The organism is Streptomyces ureilyticus, from assembly GCF_011045025.1.
GTDB classification, from domain to species: Bacteria; Actinomycetota; Actinomycetes; order Streptomycetales; family Streptomycetaceae; genus Streptomyces; species Streptomyces ureilyticus.
Genome location: NZ_JAAKZX010000086.1, coordinates 17,655 through 38,845 on the forward strand (window position 1 = coordinate 17,655; position 21,191 = coordinate 38,845).

Consider the following 21,191-nt stretch of genomic DNA (forward strand, 5'->3'; position numbering starts at 1 on the left):
TCAGCCGCGGCGGGTGGTGAGCGCGCACGCCACCGCAACGGCCGCCGCTGCCATCGCGCCGGCACCGAGCAGCGGCAGCAAAGGCGCCGGTACCGTCCCCGCCTGCGAGCCCGTCACCAGGTCGCTGATCGCCGCCCGGGCCGGTGAACCCGTCACCACCAGCGCCAGCACCGCCCCGAGCAGCATCGCCGGAACCGCCCGGCCGGGCGAACGCAGCAGCGGCCACGTCGTGAGCGCGCCCACGGCCGTACCCAGCAGGGCGCACACCAGCGCGGCGACGAGCCCGGCCCCGCCCGCCGGGAGGACGGGCAGGCGCGTCTGGTGATTCGTGCTCGTCGGGGAGCTGAGCACCGTCACGACGACCGTCGCCGCCACCCCGAGCAGCGCAGCCGCGCCGAACGCCGTGAGCAGGCAGGCCAGATGCGCCCGCGCGGGCCCGGCCGCCGCGCCCACACAACTCCGGGCCGCGGGCGGTTCGTTGGTGGCGCAGATCCGTACGAACCAGGCGGCGACCGGGAGTACGGCGGCGGCCGCGTAACCGAGCGAGTCCAGTATCGGCTGGCCCGTCTGGACCCCGATGGCCAGGAACGCGGCGTACAGGATGACCGGCGGCAGCCAGCGTTGTGAGCGCATCAGGAGGGCCGCCTGGTAGCGGAGGAGGGGGCGGAGGGCGGTCATGAGGGGACCTCGGTGTCGGCAGGGCGGGGCGTCAGTACGCCCTTCGCAGCGGACTCCTCCCCCAGGCTGATCACATGCCACGGGGAGCGGGCCGTCAGCAAGATCCTGAGAACGGTGTCCGAGTGGGAGTCGGGGACGGTGAGGCGAAGCTTTCCGGGCACCGGCTCCTCGACGGACACCGTCAGCCGTGCCGCTTCGGCGGGCGGCTCGGCACCCGACGGCCCCTCGACCTCGACGATCACGTACGAGTCCTGCGGCGCCGAACTCCCCGTAACCGCACGCAAGTTGCCGTCGACCACCGCGTACGTCGCGTCCGGCGCCCCCGCCAGCCGACGCGGGTCGTGGTCGACGAACACCACTGTGCCGCCGGCGGCAGTGCGTTGCAGTACCGCATCCTCCAGCACCGCGCGGGCGGCCGTGTCGAGGCCGGACCAGGCCTCGTCGAGGACGAGGAGTTCCGGTTCGGCGAGCAGGGCCTGGGCGACCGCGACCTTCTGGCTGGTGCCCTTGGAGAGTTCCGACATCGCCGTACGGGCGTACTCGGCGGCGCCCAGGCGCTCCAGCCACTCGACCGCGGCACCGGCGGCCTCCGCACGGGAGAGACCGTGGATGCTGCCGAGGTGGATCAGATAGCCGGCCGCGGTGAAGGGCAGGGCGGCAGGGAAGCGTTCGGGGACGTACGCGGTCCGCGGACGGCCGGTGATGCGGCCCTCGGTGGGGGCATCGATCCCGGCGATCAGCCGCAGCAGGGTCGACTTGCCGGTGCCGTTGGCGCCCTCGACTCGCGTCAGGGTGCCTGGGGCCAGCGTGAGGTCGACGCCTCGCAGGACCCATGGGGCGGCGCGGCCGAGGCCGTAGCGACGACCGACCCCTTCAAGCAGCAACTCCCGTTCCATGCGGGCCATCCTCGCCCATGCGTTCGGCCGCGCGCAGAGGAACCGATCTTGCGCCTGGCAGACTTGAGGCGTGAGCAGCGAGCAGACGACCGCCCCCGGCGGCGGGGCCGGTGGTGAGGACAGCCCCTTCCGGCATGAGGTGACCCACCGCGACAAGGCGCCGCAGTACGTGCTGCCGTTGGTCGTCCGTATCGAGCGGAGCGAGCCTCCGGCGCGTACGGACGCTCTTGAGAGCGCTGCCCGCGCCGTTCTGGTGATGCTCAGCGACGAGCGGTCGCAAGGGGACGGGGAGTGGGCGCAGGCTGTGCGGGACTGGCAGGACGCCCGGATTCGCAAGGTGGTGCGGCGGGCGCGTGGCGCCGAGTGGCGGCGGGCCGAGGCGTTGCCGGGCATCACGGTCATGGGCAGGTCGGCCGAGGTGCGCGTGTTCCCGCCGGTCCCCCTGGACGGTTGGCCCAAGGAGCTGGCCCGGCTTCAGGTCTCCGGCACGGAACTCGACGACCTGGAAGTACCTGGGGACCCCGACGCGACGGCCCCCGTGCTCTGGATGAGCCCCGATGTCGACATGTCGGCCGGTAAGGCCATGGCCCAGGCCGGTCACGGCGCCCAGCTCGCCTGGTGGGAACTCTCCGACGAGACCCGCGCGGCCTGGCGCGACGCCGGCTTCCCCCTGTCCGTCCGCACCCCGCCACCCGCCCTGTGGGCCCAACTCACCACGAGCGGGCTCCCGTTGGTACGCGACGCGGGCTTCACGGAGATCGCGCCCGGGCTGACGGTCGCCGTCGAGGGATACGACCGGGCCGGCGCCCTGCCGGAGCGCGTGCGCCGGCCCGTCACCTGGCGCTGAGGGTCAGTTGCAGGCGCCCGCGCACCTCTCGGCGTCGATGAGCCGCGTGTCGGAGTTCCACTTCTTCTTCATGATCGCGGTGACTTTGGCGCCTTTCGGGTCGCTCCAGTCGGGGCCTGTGTAGACCGGTCCCGCGTACTGGCTGAAGTCGCCCGAGTCCTTGTCACAGCGCCGCTCTCCGTTCTTGGCCCCGCACACCGTGAGCTTCATGTACTTCGTGCCGCCTGTGTTGTTGTCGAACAGAGCGCACCCCCGCCAGCCGTCGCCGCCGGACTTCCCGTAACGGAAGAGAGTGCCCAGCCTCCGCTGCGCGCTCGGAAGCCGATCGGCGATGCGTATGGCGGGCTTTGTGGAAGTAGGCATGTGTGTCCCCCTGTTGTCTGCGTCTTGCCTGCGTGCGAGTTGTCCGCCTTGACTCTCGCGTTGCCAGGAGTTGTCTGTAAGACCGGTTCAGGGGGATGGACAAAGGGCTTGACCGCATCAGGTGTCCTGCTGGTGATGGCACCGTGCCGCGTGCGGCCACTGCGTGAACGACCCGTTCTCGCGCTCCACCAACAGCCGCCGCCCCTGCGGCAGCACTCCACGGGGCCGCAGGCCGGTCAGGCTCGCGGTCGTGTAGGCGGCGCTCAGGCTGGCGAGGTCGCGGACGATGCCGATGCTGAACAGGGACTGGGTCTCGGCGATGGCCTCGTGGTCGCCCGCCCGTATGACGACCCGCAGATCGGGTGCGACGGCCCGTGCGGCCACGGCCACCGCGATGTTGTCCAGGTCGTCGGAGGCGACGGCGGCCATGGCCTGGGCCGTGTCGAGGCCGAGCTTCCGCAGTACGAACCTGTCCCGCGCGTCGGCGACGACGACCGGGATCCCGAGCGCCTTCGCCAGCCGGAGGTTGGGGGCCGCCGGGTTGCGCTCCACCGCGATCACGCCGAGGCCGAGCGCCTGCAACCGGGTGCACAGCCGGAGCCCGACCTGCCCGAATCCGACGACCACCACGTGGCCCGCCCGGGGAAGGGCCCGGGGGCCCACCATGCCGATCGAGCGCGGGGCCAGCAGACGGTCGACCATTCCGGCGGTGAAGACGGCGGTGAACACGATGGTGATCAGCATGGCGAAGCTGCTGAACACCAGGTAGGCGGTCCCGCCGTGCGCGGCCGCGGGACCGACGGTCGCCAGGGTTCGCGCCGCTTCGAAGAGGGCTTCCACCGGCGACCGGTGGTTGAGGGTCACGGACCAGATCCAGTCCGCCAGCAGCACCGCGAAGAGACCGGCAAGCCCGGTCAGCATGATCCGTGAGCTGCCGTCGTGCGGCCGCAACTGGCCCCTGATCTTGCCAAGCCGGGCCCGGTACCTCAGGGAGCGCGGCGGCCGGTACGGCTCGAGACGTACGGCGTCCTCTCCCCAGCGGGCGCCGACATGCCCAGCGGGGGTCCCGTGGAGCGCCAGCAACTCGGGCTGGAGGCAGGCCGCCAGCAGGACGGGGGCGGCGACATCGGCCGGTGAGGTGACCCGGCAGTTGGGAACCGTGCTCTCGAGCTGGCCCGCGACCGTCCGGTCGAAGACCGTCACCACCAGAGCGACGCCTGGACGGATGTGCTCGACGGCGAGCGCGTAGCGCAGGGACTCGGCGTCGTCGTCGAAGAGAACCGCGACGCCTGCCACATTCCGGTCCAGGGCCTTTCGCAGTTCGTCGTCCGTGGGCTGGGTCAGGTGGCACACGTCGTTCTCCGCCGACTGCAGAGAACCGCAGACCCTGCGCGCCGCATCACCGCCGATCACGACGTAGTACTGCTGCTGCCCCTCGTCCTCAGAGAGCGAAGACGCAGTCATCTGAGCGGTACGGGTCGCAGTCGAGGCATCGGGGGGTCTGGCAGCCGGCGCATCGGGTGAGCGATCGCCCGCAGTGGCATGTGAGGTCACTCGGATCCTCGGATTCCTCGTCCGCAACCGGTCGGCGGCGGGTGCCGGCGGCTCCCGGCACGGGACGCCTGCTGGCGAAGCTCATGGACTACTCCCATCGGAGTGGAGCGCGATTGGCGGGGCACGGCGACACGGCGCCGGCGCATACAGGCAGTCGAGAGCAGTACGGGATCGAAGGCTCCCTCGGCAGCGGAGCAGGCCGAGCTCGTCGGCGAGGCTGGGCGGGGATCACCCGCGCGAAGTGCCGCGACACCGAACGTAGGGCGCCCCGCTCCCTCGCACCATGAGCAGATGTCACGCCCCCGACCCCGTGGAATCCGACAGATGCACAAAGGCCGTGGCGAATACCGAGGGGCACACGCCGCCCATCCGCCCGCGGCGTTCAGCGATTGACCGCGAAAACCGTGCCGCTGTCGTTGCCCACGTACACCGTGCCGCCGGTCGCCGCGGGTGAGGAGCGGATGTCCGCGCCGGTGCGGTGCCTCCACTGCTGCTTGCCCGTGGCCTTTTGTACGGCGTAGAGGTTGCCGTTCTTGCTTCCCACGTACACGACGTCGCCGAGGACGGTCGGCGAGGAGTAGACGATGGTGCCGATGGTGAACTTCCACCTCTGCTTCCCGGTGAGGGCGTCGACCGCGTACAGATTGCCGTCGTCGCTTCCCACGTAGACGACTCCGTCGGACACCGCCGGTGAAGAGCCCACGCCGCCCCGCGTGGCGAAGGTCCAAAGGCGTTCGCCGGTATCGCAGTTGACGGCGTAGAGGTTGCCGTCGTAGCTGCCCGCGTAGAGGACGCGGTCGGAGATCGCCGGTGAGGACTTGACGTCGCCGTCCGTGCCGAAGGCCCAGGCGCGTTCTCCGGTCGTCGCGTCGACGCCGTACAGCCGGGAGTCCTCGCTGCCGACGAAGACCTTGCCCCACGCGACCACCGGGGAGGAACGGATCCGGCCCTCGGCGGCGAAGGCCCACTTCCGGTCGCCGGAACGGGCGTCGACGGCGTACAGCCGGCCGTCGTCACTGCCCGCGTAGACCACTCCACCGGCGACCACGGGTGAGGAGTTGACCTCTCCGCCCGCGCTGAACTGCCAGCGCTGGTCGCCGGTCTTCACGTCGACGGCATAGAGGTGGTAGTCGGCGCTGCCGAAGTAGGCGAGGCCCCCGGCCACGGCGGGACACGTGTAGACGCCGTTGCCGGTGCCGAACTGCCAGCGTGACTTGCCTGTTTCGGCGTCCAGGGCGTACATGTTCCCGTCCTTGCTCCCGGCGTACACCAGTCCGCCCGCGGCGAGGAGAGCGGGCGCCACCGGGCCTCCAGTGCTGTACGTCCATCTCCGGCGGCCCGGAGTCGGGGCGGCCGCCGGGTCGTTGAGGGGGTCGTTACCCGTGCTCTTGTCGGTGTCGTCCTGATCGCCGAGCCCCAGCAGGTAGGAGCCAGCGCCGAGGGCGGCGACGGCGCCCGCTCCGGCGAGCGTGATCAGCACGCGGCGACGGGCGGGCGTACCGGGGTCGTGGTCGCCTCCGCCGCCCGGAAGCGGTTCGCCGGTCGCGAGTGGTCCGCCGGTCGGGAGCTGCCCGCTCCCCGACGGCCCCGGTGACGGATTGCCCGGCGTCCCGGGCGGTGACGGCTGCGGTCGCAGCCGCGCGTCCGTCCAGGTGGGCGGACCGCTCGGGGTTACGGGGCCGAAGGCGCCCGGACCGGAGTACTGCGGAGCCCCGGGCGAGGCGGCGGTCGGCGTCCTGAGCGCCTCGGGTGACCCAAGGGTCCGCCCGGACGGCTCCTGCGGCAGGCGGGGATCCACCGCGACGCCTGCTCCCGCAGCCCCGGGTCCCGCGCCCATGGCGGTCGCCTGCCGCGGGCCCGTCGGTGACACCTGGCGGCCCATGCCGGCCTCCTCGGCCCGCCGCACCGAGGCGGCCACCGGCGCGGGCAGCCAGGCCCCGCCGTGCAGGGCGACGGTGACTGTGTCCTTTCCGTACGGGCCGTACTGGCCGGACGCCGCCGCGGGCGCCGGAAGGATCCGGCGGGCGAACTCCGCGAGCAGCTCCGCGACCGTGGGCCGGCGCGCCGGATCCTTCTCGAGGCAGCGGGCGAGGAGCGGGCGCAGCCCTTCGGGTACCGCGGACAGCTCGGGCTCGTCATGGACCACGCCGAAGCCGATCCCGGCCGCGGGGCTGGAGCTGAAGGGCCCCTCACCAGATGCGGCGAAAACAAGCACGCTCCCGAGGGCGAACACATCGGCGGGCGTACCGGCCCGCCCGCCCGTCAGCTGCTCGGGCGACATGAACGCGGGCGTGCCGACGACGACTCCACTGCGGGTCAGCGAACTCGAGCCGGCGCTGATCGCGATCCCGAAGTCGATCACCTTGGGCCCGTCGGGAGCGAGCAGCACATTGGAGGGCTTCAGATCCCGGTGGACAAGGCTCGCGGCATGGATGGCCTGGAGCGCCTCGCTCAGCCCGGCGCCCAGCGCGAGCACCGAGGATTCGGGCAGCGGACCGTGCCGCGCGATGGTGGCGTCGAGCGAGATGCCCGCGACATGGACGGTGGCGAGCCACGGCGGGTCTCCGTACGGATCCGCGTCGACGACCGCGGCCGTGAACGCCCCGCTGACCGCGCGGGCGGCAGCCGCCTCCCGGGCGAAGCGCTGCCGGAACTCGGGGTCGTCGGTGAATTCGGGCCGGATGGTCTTGACGGCGACCGACCGCCCGCCCGGTGACCGCGCCAGGTACACACGCCCCATCCCGCCGGCTCCGAGACGGCCCATGATGCGGTACGGCCCCACCTGCCGCGGGTCGCTGTTTTCCAACGGCTGTGCCATGGGCCCCCCTGAACCAGCCGGAGGGCGTGTTGCTCCCCGGATGTCTGTCCCGTCCATGATGTCCGGCAGGCGCGGAATACGCACCTCACTGTGCGCTCGGACCGGCCAGCCCCCGAACTCCCGGTGGACCGGGAGTCGCCATAAGTCGCCGCGAGTTGACTTGAGTTGCGGCAGATATCCCTGAACAGACCTTGTCACCCGATCTATAGCATTTCATTGCAACAGACACCCTTGACAGCCTGCGGGCTCTTTCGCCACGTTTGAGCTCTGCCCATGTGCAGAACAAGTGGGGCGCGATCAACGCGCGTTGGGGGAACGGGGGGCGGTCGCCCATGCGATCGATCAGCAATGGCATGCACATCACCATCCACAGAGCCGAGCAGCTCGACGTCTCGCTCAGCCGGGCCTGGCACAAGGCGATGGACGAGTCGCCGGACTACGCCAACCCCTTCCTGGCGCCGGAGTTCGCGGCCGGGATCGGCGGATGCCGCGGTGGGGCGCGGGTGGCGGTCCTGTACGAGAACGGCGAACCCGTCGGCTTCCTCCCGTACGAACGCAACTCCTTCGGCGTCGGCCGGGCCATAGGGCTCGGCCTCTCCGACTGCCAGGCCCTCGTGCACCGCCCCGGGATCACCTGGGACACCGGGCAACTGCTGCGCGCCTGCGGGCTGTCCGTCTTCGAGTTCGACCATCTCGTCGCGGAGCAGCAGCCGTTCGGCCCATACGTCACGGGGACGTTCCCCTCGCCCGTGCTCGACCTGAAGCCCGGCGACGGCGACTACGCCCAGTGGCTGCGGGCCGCGTACCCGGGGCTGGCCAAGACGACGCTGAAGAAGGAGCGCCGCCTGGGGCGCGACCTGGGCGAGATGCGGTTCGTCTTCGACGAGCGCGATCCGCGGATGCTGCGCACGCTCATGCGGTGGAAGTCCGCTCAGTACCGCAGGACGGGACGGATGGACCGGTTCGCGCGGCCGTGGATCGTGGACCTGGTGGACCATCTGTTCCAGGTGCGCGAGGAGCACTTCACCGGTGTGCTGTCCGTGGTGTACGCGGGCGACCGCCCGGTGGCCGCCCACTTCGGGCCGAGATCGCGCACGGTGTTCGCGGCCTGGTTCACCACGTACGACCCCGAGTTCCGCTACTACTCGCCCGGCCTGATCATGCATCTGCGGATGGCGGAGGCGGCGGCCCGGGACGGCGTACGGCTCATGGACATGGGCCGCGGCGACAAGGAGTACAAGGACTGGCTCAAGACCCGCGAGCTGCGCGTCGGCGAAGGCTTCGCGACCCGCCCCCACCCGGTGGCGACCGCGCATCGACTGTGGCGCCGACCGGTACGCGGCCTGCGGAACACGGTCCTGGCCCACCCCACCCTTCGCGAGCCCGCCGACCGGCTGCTGAAGACGGTCGGCACCTTGCGTACGTCGGCCCGGACGGGCTCCGCCGACGCCGTACCCCGCACCCGCTGAGCAGGACACCCCCGTACGCCCCATGCTCATTCCCCTTGTGCACCCCCGCGAACGACCCTTCACCGGCCCTTCGACGGAAGAGGTGACCATGCCGTACGGATCGCGGCTCGCCGCGACGATGACACGGCGGCTCGGACGCGAATGCGTCTATACGCCCTCGGCGCGGCTGGCGCTGTATCTGGCGCTACGGCGCTGGTGCCGACCGGGCGCACGCGTGCTGATGTCGCCGGTGAACGACGACGTGATCCTCTTCGTGGTCCTCGCCGCCGGGCTGCGCCCGGTGCAGGCCCCGGTGTCCATGTGGGACGGCAACATCGCCCCCGCCGCCGTACCCGAGTCGACCTGGCGGAACGTGGACGCCGTACTGACCACGAACCTGTACGGGATGCCGGACCGCGTCATCGAACTGCGGCGCCGCTGCGAGGGGTTGGGGATCCCCCTGCTCGAGGACGCGGCACACGCGATCGGCACGCATGTGGACGGGCAGCCGATCGGGACGTTCGGGAAGGCGGCGGCGTTCAGCCTGTCCAAGCACGTGGCGGCGATGGCGGGCGGCTTCCTCGCCGTCGAGGACGCGCGCACCCGGCGGGAGCTGGAGCTGCTGCGCGACGATCTCCTCGAACCGGCCCGCCTGCGCACCGACCTGGCCGCGGCACTGCGCCCACTCGCACGTTCCGCCGTACGCACCTTCCACCTGGTGCGCCCCGCATGGCGCACGATGCAGCGCCTCGGCCTGCTGGAACGCGACGACTTCCGCATGCCCCTGCACGCACCACGGCTGGCCCGCAGCGCTCGCGAGGCGCCCAGCCTGACCGCGTACGAGCCATGGGTACGCGTCGACCTGCACGACTTCCGCTCCCGCCACGGAGCCCTGGTCCGCGGCCAGTTGAGGCTCCGCCTGGCGGGCCTCGACGCGAACCTCGCCCGCCGCAGGGCCGGCACCGCCCTCCTCTCGGGCACCGCCTGGGCCTCCCCGGCACTGCGCGACCGGTCCACCCGCGACGGCCCTCCTCCCGTCTTCCGGGCCCCGCTCCTGGTCCACGACCGCGACGCCCTCGTCGAACGCCTGGTGAACCACGGCGTGGTCGCCGGCTACATCTACGATCCCCCGCTCGACGACTACGCGGGCCCGGAATTCGTCGAACCCTCCCCCGCCCCGTCGGCCGCCCGCTGGTTCGCCTCACACGTCCTCCCGGCCGACCCACTCCTGGCCCGCAGGATCACCGCCGCTCTGACGAAGGAGCAGGCGACGACTGCGTACCCGTCTCTGCTCGCCCCGCTGCCGGAACCCACACCGGGGACGCCCTTGGGCAAGTGAGCGGCATCCCCGTTCGGAGGACACACCGTGATCGCGCGGTGACTCCCTGAAGTCTCGCGTGGGACGGTGAACAGGACCGGACCGCCGGCGGACGATCGACACAGGAAGTCACGACCATGACCGACGCACCCGCGCCCACCCCGAACGCCGAACGGCTGGCCGAGGAGATCCTCACGAGGATGCTCTCGGCCCTGGAGATCCTCACGATCGAGGTCGGCGCACGCCGCGGCCTGTACGAGGCGCTGGCCGCGCACGGCCCCATGACGCCCCGCGAACTGTCCAGTTCGGCGGGCATCCATGCGCGGTACGCCCGCGAGTGGCTGGAGCAGCAGGCGGTCGCCGGGATCCTGACCGTGTCCGGGCCGGCCACCTCCGCTCCCGACGACGACTACGGCCGGCGGTTCTCACTCCCCGCCGAACACCGTCGCGTCCTGCTGGACCGCGACGACCCGTGTTACATGGCGGCCGGCCCGCAGTTCATCGCCTCCATCGCCACGACCCTGCCCGAGGTGCTGGAGGCCTTCGGCACGGGCGGCGGCGTGCCGTACGAGCGCTACGGCGAGGGCACCCGCGAGGGCATCGCGGGCCTGAACCGCCCCATGTTCCAACCGGAGATGCTCCGCTCCTGGGTCGCGGCACTGCCGGACGTCCACCGCCGGCTCACCGACGGCTCCGGCGCCCGGGTGCTCGACCTGGGCTGCGGCCTCGGCTGGTCGACGATCGCCCTGGCCCACGCCTTCCCCAGAGCCCGGCTGACCGGCATCGACCTGGACGCCGCCTCCGTCGAACAGGCCCGGCGCAACGCCGCCGGGGCCGGACTCGGCGATCGGATCGCCTTCGTCAACACGGACGCGGCCGGGGCAGGGCTCGACGGGGCCGTGGATCTGGTCACCGTGTTCGAAGCGCTGCACGATATGGCGGACCCGATCGGAGCGCTGACCTCGGTACGGCGACTGCTGACTCCGTCAGGCGCCGTGCTCGTCGCGGATGAGCAGGTGAGCGAGGACTTCACCGCTCCGGGGCCGGACCTGGACCGCCTCAACTACGCGTTCAGCGTGCTGCATTGCCTGCCTGCCACGCGGGCGGAGGGCGCGAAGGTGGAGGCGGGCACGGTGTTGCGGCCGGCGACGGTACGGGCGTACGCCGACGAGGCGGGGTACGGCTCGACGGAGGTACTGCCCGTCGCGCACGACCTGTGGCGCTTCTACCGGCTGTCGCCGTGAGGTGAGCTGCGGGTGCGTCGCTTGTAGCTTCGGTCTCGGCCCACCCGAACCTCAAATGTTGCTCTGAACGTCCCCGCCAAGGGGTTCGACCCCCCGCTTCGGGGCCATGACCCGGTCATGCAGCCACTGGGTACGGGAATCGGATGGCGGCCAGAAATCGCCGAGGCCGTCGAGCGCATGCCCGGCATCGACTGGGTCGAGGCCGTTGCGGAAAACGTGTGCCCGGGACACATCCCGGACTCACTGCAGCGCCTCCGCGCCCGCGGCGTCACGGTCATACCGCACGGCGTCTCACTCGGCCTCGGCGGCGCCGAACGGCCCGACGAGGACCGCCTCACCGCCCTCGCCGAACGCGCCGAAGCGCTCATCGCGCCGCTCGTCACCGAGCACATCGCGTTCGTCCGCGCAGGCGGCCCCCTCACCGCCTCAACCCGCCTGGAGGCCGGGCACCTGCTGCCGGTGCCGCGCACGCGGGACGCCCTCGACGTCCTGTGCGAGAACATCCGCATCGCCCAGGCCGCCCTCCCCGTACCCCTCGCCGTCGAGAACATCGCGGCACTGATCTCCTGGCCGGGCGAGGAGATGACCGAGGGACAGTTCCTGTACGACCTGGTCGACCGAACCGGCGTACGGCTCCTCATCGACGTGGCCAACCTCCACACCAACCACGTCAACCGCGGCGAAGACCCCGCCAAGGCCCTCGACGAACTGCCCGTCGAGGCCATCGCGTACGTCCATGTCGCCGGCGGCTTCGAACGCGACGGCGTCTGGCACGACAGCCACGCCCACGCCGTCCCCCCGGCGGTCCTCGACATCCTCGCGGACCTGGCATCCCGAGTGCGCCCCCCGGGCGTCCTCCTGGAGCGGGACGAGAACTTCCCCGAACCGGCCGAGCTGGAGCGGGAGTTGGCAACGATCAGGGAGACCGTGGAGCAGTCTCCGAACGCAAACGCCAGGCCTTCAGGCGTACGGGCCGAGACCTCCGGCGTACGGGACCAGGGCGCCCCGCAGGACAACGCAGACACCGAAGCCCCCCGTCAGCGCCTCGCCCTGGCCCAGACCGCCCTGCTCTCCGCCCTCGTCGCCGGAACCCCCACCCCCGAGGGCTTCGACCGCTCACGGCTGGCCGTGCAAGCACGGGCGCTCGCCTCGAAGCGGGCAGACGTCGTCGCCAAGGTCGCCCCGGAACTACCGGAATTCCTGGCGGGGGCGTACCGCACGCATTTCCTGGCGTACGCGAACGACCACCCGATGACCGACGGCTACCGGCACGACGCCCTGGCCTTCGCCGAACACCTGCTCCTGCACGGCCGCCTCGAAGACGCCGACGTACAGCGGCAGTTGAGCGACTGGTGGCTGGAGCGCTCAGGCCCCGCCCCGCTGTCCCGACGCCCGGCGGCCCGCCTGGCGCGTGCCACCCGCCGGGTCCTGCTGAGGCGCTGACGCGCTATCGCGCTGAGGCAGCCGCTCAGGCCAGGCCCGCGACCAGCTCAGCCACGGACTTACGGCGCCCGGTGTAGAACGGGACCTCCTCGCGGACGTGCATCCGGGCCTCGGAGGCGCGCAGGTGGCGCATGAGGTCGACGATGCGGTACAGCTCGTCGGCCTCGAAGGCGAGGATCCACTCGTAGTCGCCGAGGGAGAACGAGGCGACCGTGTTGGCGCGCACGTCCGGGTAGCCGCGGGCCATCTTGCCGTGGTCGGCGAGCATGCGGCGGCGGTCCTCGTCGGGCAGCAGGTACCAGTCGTAGGAGCGCACGAACGGGTAGACGCTGATGTAGTTGCGCGGCGTCTCGTCGGCGAGGAACGCCGGGATGTGCGAGCGGTTGAACTCGGCGGGGCGGTGCAGCGCCATGTTCGACCAGACCGGCTCCAGGGCGCGCCCCAGCTTCGTACGGCGGAAGAGGTTGTACGCCTCCTGGAGCTGGTCGGCGGTCTCCGCGTGCCACCAGATCATGAGGTCGGCGTCGGCGCGCAGTCCGGACACGTCGTACGTGCCGCGGATCGTGACGTCCTTGGCGGCGAGCTGGTCGAAGAGCTCCTGGACCTCGTCCGCGTAGCCGGTGCGGTCCTCGGGGAGGACGTCTCGCAGCTTGAAGACGGACCACAGGGTGTAGCGGATGACCTCGTTCAGGTCCTTGGCCAGCTTGCCCTTGTTCGGGGTCCTGGCGGGGTCGGTGGTGGGGGCGTCGTCACTCATGGGGCTATTCTCCCGCTCCGCCGTGCCGGCTCTGCACCGGGTTCGTGATCAGCTCGTCCAGTCCGTCGCGGTCGCCTCTCATCTGGTCCACGGCGGCGTACGCACTCGCGATGCACGCCGGGATGCCCACTCCGTCGTACGCCGCTCCGCACACCGCGAGGCCCGGCAGCTTGCCGACGTGCTCCCGGATGCGGGCCACGCGCGCGTGGTGCCCGACGGGGTACTGGGGCAGGCCGTCGGTCCAGCGTGTGACGCTCGCCGCGACGGGTGCGGCATCCAGCCCCGTGGCTTCCCCCAGGTCGTGCCGCGAGACGTCGACGAGCTCGCCGTCCTCGCGCCCGAGGATCTCGGTCTCGCCGTACCGCCCCACGGACGTCCGCAGGACCAGCACGTCCGGGTTCTCCTCGTCGATCCACCCCCACTTCTGGGAAGCGAACGTCGACGCCTTGATGGTCCGCCCGTCAACAGGCGGCACCAGAAAACCGCTTCCTTCAGGGAGGCGGATCTCGCCGCGCCGGTAGGCGAGCGTGACGAGCGCCATGGAGGCGTACTCGACACCGGCCAGTTCGGCCGCGGCAGCGGGCGCTTCGTCCCGCAGCAAGGCGGCAGCCGCGCCGGCGGGAACGGCGACGACAACACCGTCGGCGTGCAGCACCCGCCCTCCCGCGACGATGCGCCAGGCCGTGGGCAGCCCTCCGCCGCGCGCCCGCGTCTCTCCCGGCCCGCCCGCGGCCACCTCCCCCGCGACCCTGCGCAGCTCCGTCACCCGCGTCCCGGTGACGATCTCGCCGCCCCGCGCCCGCACCGACTCGGCTACCGCGAGCGGCAGTTGACCGACGCCGCCCTCAATGCCCATGAAGACGGGGCCCGTCTGCTGTGCGGCGGCCGCGCGGGCCTGGATGCCCCGGACCGCCTCCGTCAACGACACGTGCGTACGCGCCGCCTCGAAGAGCTGGGGGACGGCCGAGCGCATGGAGATGCGATACGCGTCGCCCGCGTAGACACCGCCCAGGAGCGGCTCGATCAGGCGGTCCACCACCTCGCGGCCGAGGCGGGCCGCCACGTACTCCCCCACCGCCACGTCGTCGCCGATCTCCGTACGCGGCAGTTCGGCGTCGCGCTCGATGCGGTGCACGCCCTCCTCGGAGAGCAGTCCGGCGAGGGCCGACGCGGTACCGGGCACACCCATGACGTGGCCCTTGGGCATGGGCCGCAGCGCCCCCCGCGTCCAGATCGACGCGCTCGCCGTCGCGGGCGTCCGGAGCCGGGCGCCGAGGCCCACCTCGCGGGCGAGCGCCACCGCCTCGGGGCGCCGGGCCAGCATCGACTCGGCGCCGAAGTCGACTCGCGCACCCGCGATCTCGCCGGGGAGCAGCTTGCCGCCGAGCCGGTCCGAGGCCTCCAGGACGGTCACGCGCGCGCCGCCGTCCAGCAGCCGGTGGGCGGCGGCCAGCCCCGCGATGCCGCCCCCGATGACGATGACGTGACCCGGGCTCGTACGAGTGTCTGCGTGCATGTCTCCACTGTCGCACCCGGCACTGACAGTCCCTCCGGCACCCGGTGTCCATGACGAGTCCTGACCGTGACCAGTTCGGGACCGGATACGTCCAACGTTCCGCCCCGCTCCGGCGTCGAAGGAGCGTCAGTCATCACGACACTCTCGGGGGTACGCCGACATGCAGACACGTGGCACCACACCCAGGCACCGATCCATACGGTCCGTACGGCCTGTCCAGACTCTCTCGGCACTGCTGCTGGCCGCCGCCCTCGCGCTCGCGGGATGCACCGGCGCGGACGAGGCCGGCGGCACCACCTCGGACAGCGGCGATGGCGATAAAGCCGCGGCCCAGTCCGAGCAGGGCGCGGGCGACGCCCGGGACAGCAGTGGCAAAGGCCAACAGGCCACCGCGCCACCGAAGTTGAGCGCCACCCACATCATCCGTACCGCGTCCCTGACCGTGCAGGTCAAGGACGTACCCAAGGCTCTCGCCGAGGCCCGTACCGCCGTCGAGACCGCGGGCGGCATCGTCGGCAACGAGACCACCGACCGCGACTCCAAGGGCCGCGAGCGCTCACGCGTCGTCCTGCGGGTGCCCACGGACCGCTACGAGGAGGTGCTCGATGACCTGGAGGGCTCCGGCAAGCTGATCGACCGGACCGCGAAGGCGGAGGACGTCACGGACCAGGTCGTCGACGTGGAGAGCCGCATCAAGACACAGCGCGCCAGCGTGATCCGGATCCGCGAGCTGATGGACCAGGCGACGAAACTCAGCGATGTGGTCACGCTGGAAGGCGAGTTGAGCACCCGGCAGGCCGACTTGGAGGCCCTGCTGGCCCAGCAGGCTTCCCTGAAGGACCGTACGAGCCTGGCCACGATCACCCTGCAGCTGTCCGAGACACCGGTGAAGGCGGCGGAGGACGAGGACCCGGGGCTCGCGGACGCCCTCTCGGGCGGCTGGGACGCGTTCGTCGCCACGTTCCACTGGATCGCGATGGCCCTCGCCGCGGTGCTCCCCTTCCTGGTGGGCGCGGCGCTGCTCCTGCTGCTGTGGGTGCGTTTCCTGCGCCACCGGCTGCCGAACCGCCCGGCCGCAGCGGGCGCGGGTACGGGTACGGCGACCGCCGGCATGTCCCTGCCGGTCGCCCGGCCGGCGCCGGGAGAGGACGGCAAGGCGGACTGACAGGAGGGCTGGCGGGACTGAAATGCCGCGCCCCCGTAGCGTGTTCATATGGACATGAGCCGTACGAGAGAACGCCTGGTGGTCGTCGGAGGGGACGCGGCGGGCATGGCCGCCGCGTCCCAGGCGCGTCGTATGAAGGGCCCCGACGAGCTGGAGATCATCGCGTTCGAGCGCGGCCACTTCAGCTCGTACTCCGCGTGCGGCATCCCGTACTGGGTGGGCGGCGACGTCACCGACCGGGACCAGCTGATCGCGCGCAGCCCCGAGGAGCACCGGGAGCGCGGGATCGACCTGCGGATGCGTACGGAGGTGACGGCGCTGGATGTCGCGGGCGGCCGGGTCCGCGCCCGTGACCTGGAGTCCGGGGCCGAGGCGTGGACGTCGTACGACAAGCTCGTGATCGCCACGGGCGCCCGGCCGATCCGTCCGCCGCTGCCCGGGATCGACGCCCCGGGAGTGCACGGCGTGCAGACCCTCGACGACGGGCAGGCCCTGATCGACACGCTGGCCCGTACGTCCGGCCGGCGCGCGGTGGTGGTCGGCGCCGGCTACATCGGCGTGGAGATGGCCGAGGCGCTGGTGAACCGCGGCTACGAGGTGACGGTGGTCAACCGCGGCAAGGAGCCGATGTCCACGCTCGACCCCGACATGGGCCGGCTGGTGCACGAGGCCATGGAGGGCCTGGGCATCACGATGGTGAACGACGCCGAGGTCACCAAGATCCTCACCGGCGAGGACGGCCGGGTCCGCGCGGTGGCCACGGAGGACGCCGAGTACCCGGCGGACGTGGTGGTGCTCGGCATCGGCGTACGTCCGGAGACGACGCTGGCGCAGGCGGCGGGGCTGCCGCTGGGCGACCACGGGGGGCTGCTGACCGACCAGGCCATGCGCATACGCGGCTACGAGAACATCTGGGCCGGCGGCGACTGCGTGGAGGTCCTCGACCTGGTCTCCGGCCGCGAACGGCACATCGCGCTGGGCACGCACGCCAACAAACACGGCCAGGTGATCGGCGCGAACGCCGGCGGCGGCTACGCCACGTTCCCCGGCGTCGTGGGCACTGCGGTCAGCAAGGTCTGCGACCTGGAGATCGCCCGCACAGGCCTCCGCGAAAAAGACGCACGCAGGGCAGGTCTCCAGTACGAGAAGGTCACCATCGAGTCCACCAGCCGCTCCGGCTACTACCCGGGCGCAGCCCCCATGACCGTAAAAATGCTCGCCGAACGCCGCACCGGCCGCCTACTGGGCGTCCAGATCGTAGGCCGCGAGGGCGCGGGCAAACGAGTGGACATCGCAGCGGTAGCCCTGACGGCAGGCATGACCGTAGAGCAGCTGACAGCTCTGGACCTGGGCTACGCGCCTCCGTTCTCCCCGGTCTGGGATCCGGTACAGGTGGCGGCGCGCAAGGCGGTGGGGGCGGTATTCGGTCGACGGTAACGATTTAAATGGGGCCCAGGACAAGCGCCCCTTCAGGGGCGCGGGGCTGTATCAATGTGCGGCTCCGCCGCGATGGGGGTCCCCCCGCTCGAGCGAATTCGAGAGTGGGGGAGCGACCAGCCACAACGACCCCGCACCTCAGATACAACCTCCGTTGAAACGCCCCCCCTGCTCAACCCAGCGGAGCGACACGCGCGCATGGCCCTCCGCGCCGGCCACGCGCGCGCATGCTCACGGCCCAGGGCGCCGGAGACGCCTGGGGGCGTCAGGGCACGGAGCCCTGGAGCCTCAAGGACCCCGGAGCCCTGACGACGTCTCAGGCACCCTGAGCCGCTCCAGGAGTGGTTCCGTTGATCTTCTCTATGGCCTGCCGAGCCTGCTCGCCGGGCGACCGCGGCAACGACGACACCGGCGAAACCTGCGGCGGCTGCGGCGCCGACTGAGGCCGCGCGTGCGTGCCGGGCTGACGGCTGCGCAGCCGGTGGCTGGCCGCCTCGTCGAGGGTCACGGGACGCTGCATGCTCGCGGCGAGCCGACCGGCTTCCTGGCCGAGCGCGGCCACGTCCTCCCACGACAGTCTGAGGACGAGGGCTACTTCCGCCTCGCCGTCCGGCGTGGCGGTCATAGTCGGAGTGACTCGGTCGTTCATTGACCTGTTCCTCACGTGTTGCTGGGATCACGGCGGTTGCCGAAACATACGCAGACACACGCGCTCCCGTTCACACCCGTTCAGAAGGGCCCGCTCGCGGGCAGGAGTTCCTTGTGGTCATCCCCGTCCATGATGTGAACCCGGCCCGCCGCACACCGGTCGTGACGTACGCGCTGATCGGCGCCAACGTCCTTGTCTTCCTGGCCACCCCGGGCGTGGCCGCCTCGCTGGTCGGCGAGAGCAGCCTCGCGCAGCTCTGCCAGCTGCAAGGCTTCCTGGACCAGTGGGCGGCGGTGCCCCGCGAGATGATCCACGACCGGACACCGACCGTCGTGCCCACCGGCGACGTGGCCATGGGCCCACAGGGGCCGGGCTGTGTGGTGGGTCCGCCCGACTACGACAAGTCGCCCCCGCTGTCGGTGCTCACCGCGATGTTCCTGCACGGCAGTTGGCTGCACCTGCTCGGCAACATGCTCTTCCTGCTGATCTTCGGCAACAACATCGAGGACCGCCTCGGCCACGTCCGCTACCTGCTCTTCTACGTGCTCTGCGGCTACGCGGCGGCGTACGCCTTCGCCTTCGTCAACGCCACCTCAGGCGACCCGCTGATCGGCGCATCCGGTGCGATCGCCGGTGTCCTGGGCGCGTACCTGGTCCTCTATCCGAAGGCCCGCGTCTGGGTCCTCGTACCGTTCCTGATCTTCCTGCCGCTGCGACTGCCCGCCTGGCTGGTCCTGGGCTTCTGGTTCGGCCTCCAGGCGGTGTACTCGTCCGGCGCCGGCGTCACGGATGCCGGCACCGTCGCGTACGTCGCCCATGTCGTCGGCTTCGTCGCAGGCATGCTCCTCGCCTGGCCCCTGCGCCCGGGCACCCCACCCCCACCGGAGCCGCGCGGCCTGCTGTGGGGCAGGCAGGCACGGCCGCGGCAGACTTGGAGACCTCGTTAGCGGGCGGTGCGTGTGTGGACGTACTCCGTGAGCCGGGTCAGCGCGTCCGGGTCCGTACTCGGCAGGACTCCGTGGCCGAGGTTGAAGATGTGGCCCTCCAGCCCCGCGGCGGCGTCGAGGATCTCCTGCGTCTTGGTCTCCACGGCCTCGGTGGTGGAGAAGAGGACCGCGGGGTCGAGGTTGCCCTGGAGCGCCTTGCCCGGGCCGACGCGGCGCGCGGCCTCGTCGAGCGGGACCCGCCAGTCGACACCGACGACGTCCGCGCCCGCCTCGCCCAGGAGACCGAGCAACTCGCCGGTGCCGACGCCGAAGTGGATACGGGGAACCCCGTACGACTTCACGGCTTCGAAGACCTTCGTGGAGGCGGGCATGACGGAGCGCCGGTAGTCGGCCGGTGCCAGGGCGCCGACCCACGAGTCGAAGAGCTGCACGGCCGAGGCGCCCGCCTCGATCTGCACCTTCAGGAAGGCTGCCGTGATCTCCGCGAGCCGGTCGAGCAGTTCGGCCCACAGCTGCGGGTCGCCGTACATGAGCGCCTTGGTGTGCTCGTGGTTGCGGGACGGCCCGCCCTCCACGAGGTAGCTGGCGAGCGTGAAGGGTGCGCCGGCGAAGCCGATGAGCGGGGTCTCGCCGAGCTCGGCGGTGAGCAGACCGATGGCCTCAGTGACGTACGCGACGTCCTCCGGCGTCAGGTCGCGCAGTTGCGCGAGGTCGGCGCGGGACCGGATCGGCTTCTCGACGACCGGTCCGACGCCCGGCTTGATGTCGAGATCGACACCGATGGCCTTGAGCGGGACGACGATGTCGCTGAAGTAGATCGCCGCGTCCACGTTGTGCCGGCGCACCGGCTGCATCGTGATCTCCGCGACCAGCTCGGGCCGCATGCACGACTCGAGCATGGGGATGCCCTCGCGCACCTTGCGGTACTCGGGCAGCGAACGCCCGGCCTGCCGCATGAACCACACCGGCGTATGCGGCACGGCTTCGCGCCGGCACGCCTTCATGAAGGCGGATTCGTACGTGGCTGTCGGCTGGCCCGTCGGGCGGTCATTGGAACTCACGCCGAAAGTCTCGCACGCCGCACGGACAAGAAGCCTCGGGGGCAGCAGGCACCCCTTTAGGGCCCTTTAGGACGCGGGGCTGTATCGATTTGCGGCTCCGCCGCGAGGGCGCGAGCAACCCGACACAACCCGAAGCCGCCAACGAACCGAACAACCCCTCGACGAACCGCCCCCGGCGACTCCCAGTCACACTCACAAACACAACGAAACCGAACCGTTCCCCGCCCAACCGCCGGAGGCACGGGTGTCTCTCCCTGCACGAAGGCGCCGTTCCCCTTAATCTTCCCCGCATGGCTGCGGCTCAAGGACGACTGTCGGACGACGCTGGCGGGGAAGCCAGGAACGACGAGGCACTGCGAACGGGAGCGGATGCGACTCCGCTGACCTTCCGCACAGCCGTCGACGCGCTCGGCACGGCCCGGCTGCGGCCGGAGATCGAGATCGACCCGACCAAGCCGCCGCAGCGGCTCGCCCCGTTCGCGTACGCGCTGGAGGCCGCGGTCGTGGACGGCGAGGAAGACCTGGCGGACGGCCGGCTCATCCTCCTTCACGACCCCGCCGGACACGAGGCCTGGCAGGGATCGTTCCGCCTGGTCACGCTCGTACGCGCGGAACTGGAACCGGAGATCGCCGCCGACCCGCTGTTCCCCGACGTCTGCTGGTCCTGGCTGACCGGCGCCCTCCAGGCCCGCGGCCTGTCGTACGGCGAAGCCGGCGGCACCGTCACCCGCGCGAGCTCCCACTACTTCGGCGGCCTCTCGGAACGCCGGCCCGCCTCCCAGATCGAGATCCGCGCTTCCTGGACCCCGCGCGAGGGCCTCGGCGGCGTCCCGGACACGGCCTCCCATCTCGCCGCCTGGTGCGACCTGTTGTCCCAGATCGCGGGCCTGCCCCCGGCCACCCCGGGCGACCCCTCGGTCGTGACCGCGGGCGGCCCGTTGCACATCTCCACTGCGGCGAAACCGGAGCCGCTGTGCGAGGAGGCGATTGCCGCAGGGACCGGACTGGGCTGGCAGCGGACCGACGACCTCAACACGGGCGACGGTGAAC

General features: G+C 71.5%; 17 protein-coding genes and 1 pseudogene. 9 read left to right on the plus strand and 9 right to left on the minus strand.

Features of this window, described 5'->3' with window-relative positions:
• A complete protein-coding gene (locus G6048_RS49865) occupies positions 1–678 on the minus strand; it encodes an ABC transporter (RefSeq protein ID WP_235990275.1) in 678 nt (225 codons plus the stop codon).
• Positions 675–1,574, minus strand: a complete 900-nt coding sequence (locus tag G6048_RS49870) for an ATP-binding cassette domain-containing protein (RefSeq protein ID WP_235990277.1) — start codon at positions 1,572–1,574, stop codon at positions 675–677. Before G6048_RS49870 ends, G6048_RS49865 begins: the two co-directional genes overlap by 4 nt.
• Positions 1,575–1,644: 70 nt before the next feature.
• On the opposite strand from G6048_RS49870, the gene G6048_RS25135 reads away from it, so the two are divergent.
• Positions 1,645–2,421 carry a peptidyl-tRNA hydrolase gene (locus G6048_RS25135; RefSeq protein ID WP_165341855.1) on the plus strand — a complete coding sequence of 259 codons (777 nt, stop codon included), beginning with the start codon at positions 1,645–1,647 and terminating at the stop codon, positions 2,419–2,421.
• A gap of 3 nt (positions 2,422–2,424) precedes the next feature.
• On the opposite strand, the gene G6048_RS25140 is transcribed toward G6048_RS25135, so the two are convergent.
• From G6048_RS25140 to G6048_RS25150, 3 genes are all read right to left on the minus strand, one after another.
• Positions 2,425–2,784: a hypothetical protein gene (locus G6048_RS25140; RefSeq protein ID WP_165341856.1), complete on the minus strand. Its 360-nt coding sequence runs from the start codon at positions 2,782–2,784 to the stop codon at positions 2,425–2,427.
• Positions 2,785–2,901: 117 nt separating this feature from the next.
• Positions 2,902–4,248, minus strand: coding sequence for an NAD-binding protein (locus tag G6048_RS25145; RefSeq protein WP_206342100.1), 1,347 nt, complete (start codon positions 4,246–4,248; stop codon positions 2,902–2,904).
• A 472-nt stretch (positions 4,249–4,720) separates the two neighbouring features.
• Entirely contained in the window at positions 4,721–7,156 is a 2,436-nt protein-coding gene (locus G6048_RS25150; protein WP_165341857.1) for an outer membrane protein assembly factor BamB family protein, read from the minus strand.
• Between the two features lie 332 nt (positions 7,157–7,488).
• On the opposite strand from G6048_RS25150, the gene G6048_RS25155 reads away from it, so the two are divergent.
• The 4 genes from G6048_RS25155 to G6048_RS25170 all read left to right on the plus strand — a co-directional run bounded on the left by G6048_RS25155 (position 7,489) and on the right by G6048_RS25170 (position 12,609).
• A complete protein-coding gene (locus G6048_RS25155) occupies positions 7,489–8,625 on the plus strand; it encodes a GNAT family N-acetyltransferase (protein WP_165341858.1) in 1,137 nt (378 codons plus the stop codon).
• An 88-nt stretch (positions 8,626–8,713) separates the two neighbouring features.
• A complete protein-coding gene (locus tag G6048_RS25160; RefSeq protein WP_165341871.1) occupies positions 8,714–9,943 on the plus strand; it encodes a DegT/DnrJ/EryC1/StrS family aminotransferase in 1,230 nt (409 codons plus the stop codon).
• Positions 9,944–10,059: 116 nt separating this feature from the next.
• Entirely contained in the window at positions 10,060–11,166 is a 1,107-nt protein-coding gene (locus G6048_RS25165) for a class I SAM-dependent methyltransferase (RefSeq protein ID WP_165341859.1), read from the plus strand.
• A gap of 117 nt (positions 11,167–11,283) precedes the next feature.
• A complete protein-coding gene (locus G6048_RS25170; RefSeq protein ID WP_165341860.1) occupies positions 11,284–12,609 on the plus strand; it encodes a DUF692 domain-containing protein in 1,326 nt (441 codons plus the stop codon).
• A 25-nt stretch (positions 12,610–12,634) separates the two neighbouring features.
• Here the strand turns inward: G6048_RS25170 and hemQ are convergent, their stop codons facing one another.
• On the minus strand, positions 12,635–13,366 hold the full coding sequence (hemQ, locus tag G6048_RS25175) for a hydrogen peroxide-dependent heme synthase (protein ID WP_165341861.1): 732 nt from the start codon (positions 13,364–13,366) through the stop codon (positions 12,635–12,637).
• Between the two features lie 4 nt (positions 13,367–13,370).
• A complete protein-coding gene (hemG, locus tag G6048_RS25180) occupies positions 13,371–14,882 on the minus strand; it encodes a protoporphyrinogen oxidase (RefSeq protein WP_165341862.1) in 1,512 nt (503 codons plus the stop codon).
• A gap of 160 nt (positions 14,883–15,042) precedes the next feature.
• Here hemG and G6048_RS25185 point away from each other — a divergent pair, with 160 nt between their 5' ends.
• Complete coding sequence (locus G6048_RS25185) at positions 15,043–16,047, plus strand: DUF4349 domain-containing protein (protein ID WP_165341863.1); 1,005 nt, start codon at positions 15,043–15,045, stop codon at positions 16,045–16,047.
• A gap of 48 nt (positions 16,048–16,095) precedes the next feature.
• On the plus strand, positions 16,096–17,484 hold the full coding sequence (locus G6048_RS25190; RefSeq protein ID WP_165341864.1) for an FAD-dependent oxidoreductase: 1,389 nt from the start codon (positions 16,096–16,098) through the stop codon (positions 17,482–17,484).
• 316 nt (positions 17,485–17,800) lie between these two features.
• Here G6048_RS25190 and G6048_RS25195 read toward each other — a convergent pair whose 3' ends face one another.
• Positions 17,801–18,133, minus strand: a complete 333-nt coding sequence (locus G6048_RS25195) for a hypothetical protein (protein WP_165341865.1) — start codon at positions 18,131–18,133, stop codon at positions 17,801–17,803.
• Positions 18,134–18,246: 113 nt separating this feature from the next.
• Here G6048_RS25195 and G6048_RS25200 point away from each other — a divergent pair, with 113 nt between their 5' ends.
• Entirely contained in the window at positions 18,247–19,080 is an 834-nt protein-coding gene (locus tag G6048_RS25200) for a rhomboid family intramembrane serine protease (RefSeq protein WP_165341866.1), read from the plus strand.
• Here G6048_RS25200 and hemE read toward each other — a convergent pair.
• Entirely contained in the window at positions 19,077–20,141 is a 1,065-nt protein-coding gene (gene hemE / locus G6048_RS25205; RefSeq protein WP_165341867.1) for a uroporphyrinogen decarboxylase, read from the minus strand. The genes G6048_RS25200 and hemE overlap by 4 nt on opposite strands.
• 290 nt (positions 20,142–20,431) lie before the next feature.
• Here hemE and G6048_RS25210 point away from each other — a divergent pair.
• Positions 20,432–21,067 (plus strand): annotated as a pseudogene (locus G6048_RS25210) (DUF3000 domain-containing protein); the annotation flags it as partial.
• Positions 21,068–21,191 lie beyond the last annotated feature (124 nt).

What these genes read in the sequence shown, in the direction of transcription:
- hemQ (WP_165341861.1), bottom strand. Translation starts at nt 13,366, where the DNA reads ATGAGTGACGACGCCCCCACCACCGACCCCGCCAGGACCCCGAACAAG.
- G6048_RS25140 (WP_165341856.1), bottom strand. Translation starts at nt 2,784, where the DNA reads ATGCCTACTTCCACAAAGCCCGCCATACGCATCGCCGATCGGCTTCCG.
- G6048_RS25155 (WP_165341858.1), top strand. Translation starts at nt 7,489, where the DNA reads ATGCGATCGATCAGCAATGGCATGCACATCACCATCCACAGAGCCGAG.
- hemG (WP_165341862.1), bottom strand. Translation starts at nt 14,882, where the DNA reads ATGCACGCAGACACTCGTACGAGCCCGGGTCACGTCATCGTCATCGGG.
- G6048_RS25170 (WP_165341860.1), top strand. Translation starts at nt 11,284, where the DNA reads ATGCAGCCACTGGGTACGGGAATCGGATGGCGGCCAGAAATCGCCGAG.
- G6048_RS49865 (WP_235990275.1), bottom strand. Translation starts at nt 678, where the DNA reads ATGACCGCCCTCCGCCCCCTCCTCCGCTACCAGGCGGCCCTCCTGATG.
- G6048_RS25150 (WP_165341857.1), bottom strand. Translation starts at nt 7,156, where the DNA reads ATGGCACAGCCGTTGGAAAACAGCGACCCGCGGCAGGTGGGGCCGTAC.
- G6048_RS25185 (WP_165341863.1), top strand. Translation starts at nt 15,043, where the DNA reads ATGCAGACACGTGGCACCACACCCAGGCACCGATCCATACGGTCCGTA.
- G6048_RS25145 (WP_206342100.1), bottom strand. Translation starts at nt 4,248, where the DNA reads ATGACTGCGTCTTCGCTCTCTGAGGACGAGGGGCAGCAGCAGTACTAC.
- G6048_RS49870 (WP_235990277.1), bottom strand. Translation starts at nt 1,574, where the DNA reads ATGGAACGGGAGTTGCTGCTTGAAGGGGTCGGTCGTCGCTACGGCCTC.
- G6048_RS25190 (WP_165341864.1), top strand. Translation starts at nt 16,096, where the DNA reads ATGGACATGAGCCGTACGAGAGAACGCCTGGTGGTCGTCGGAGGGGAC.
- G6048_RS25195 (WP_165341865.1), bottom strand. Translation starts at nt 18,133, where the DNA reads ATGAACGACCGAGTCACTCCGACTATGACCGCCACGCCGGACGGCGAG.
- G6048_RS25165 (WP_165341859.1), top strand. Translation starts at nt 10,060, where the DNA reads ATGACCGACGCACCCGCGCCCACCCCGAACGCCGAACGGCTGGCCGAG.
- G6048_RS25160 (WP_165341871.1), top strand. Translation starts at nt 8,714, where the DNA reads ATGCCGTACGGATCGCGGCTCGCCGCGACGATGACACGGCGGCTCGGA.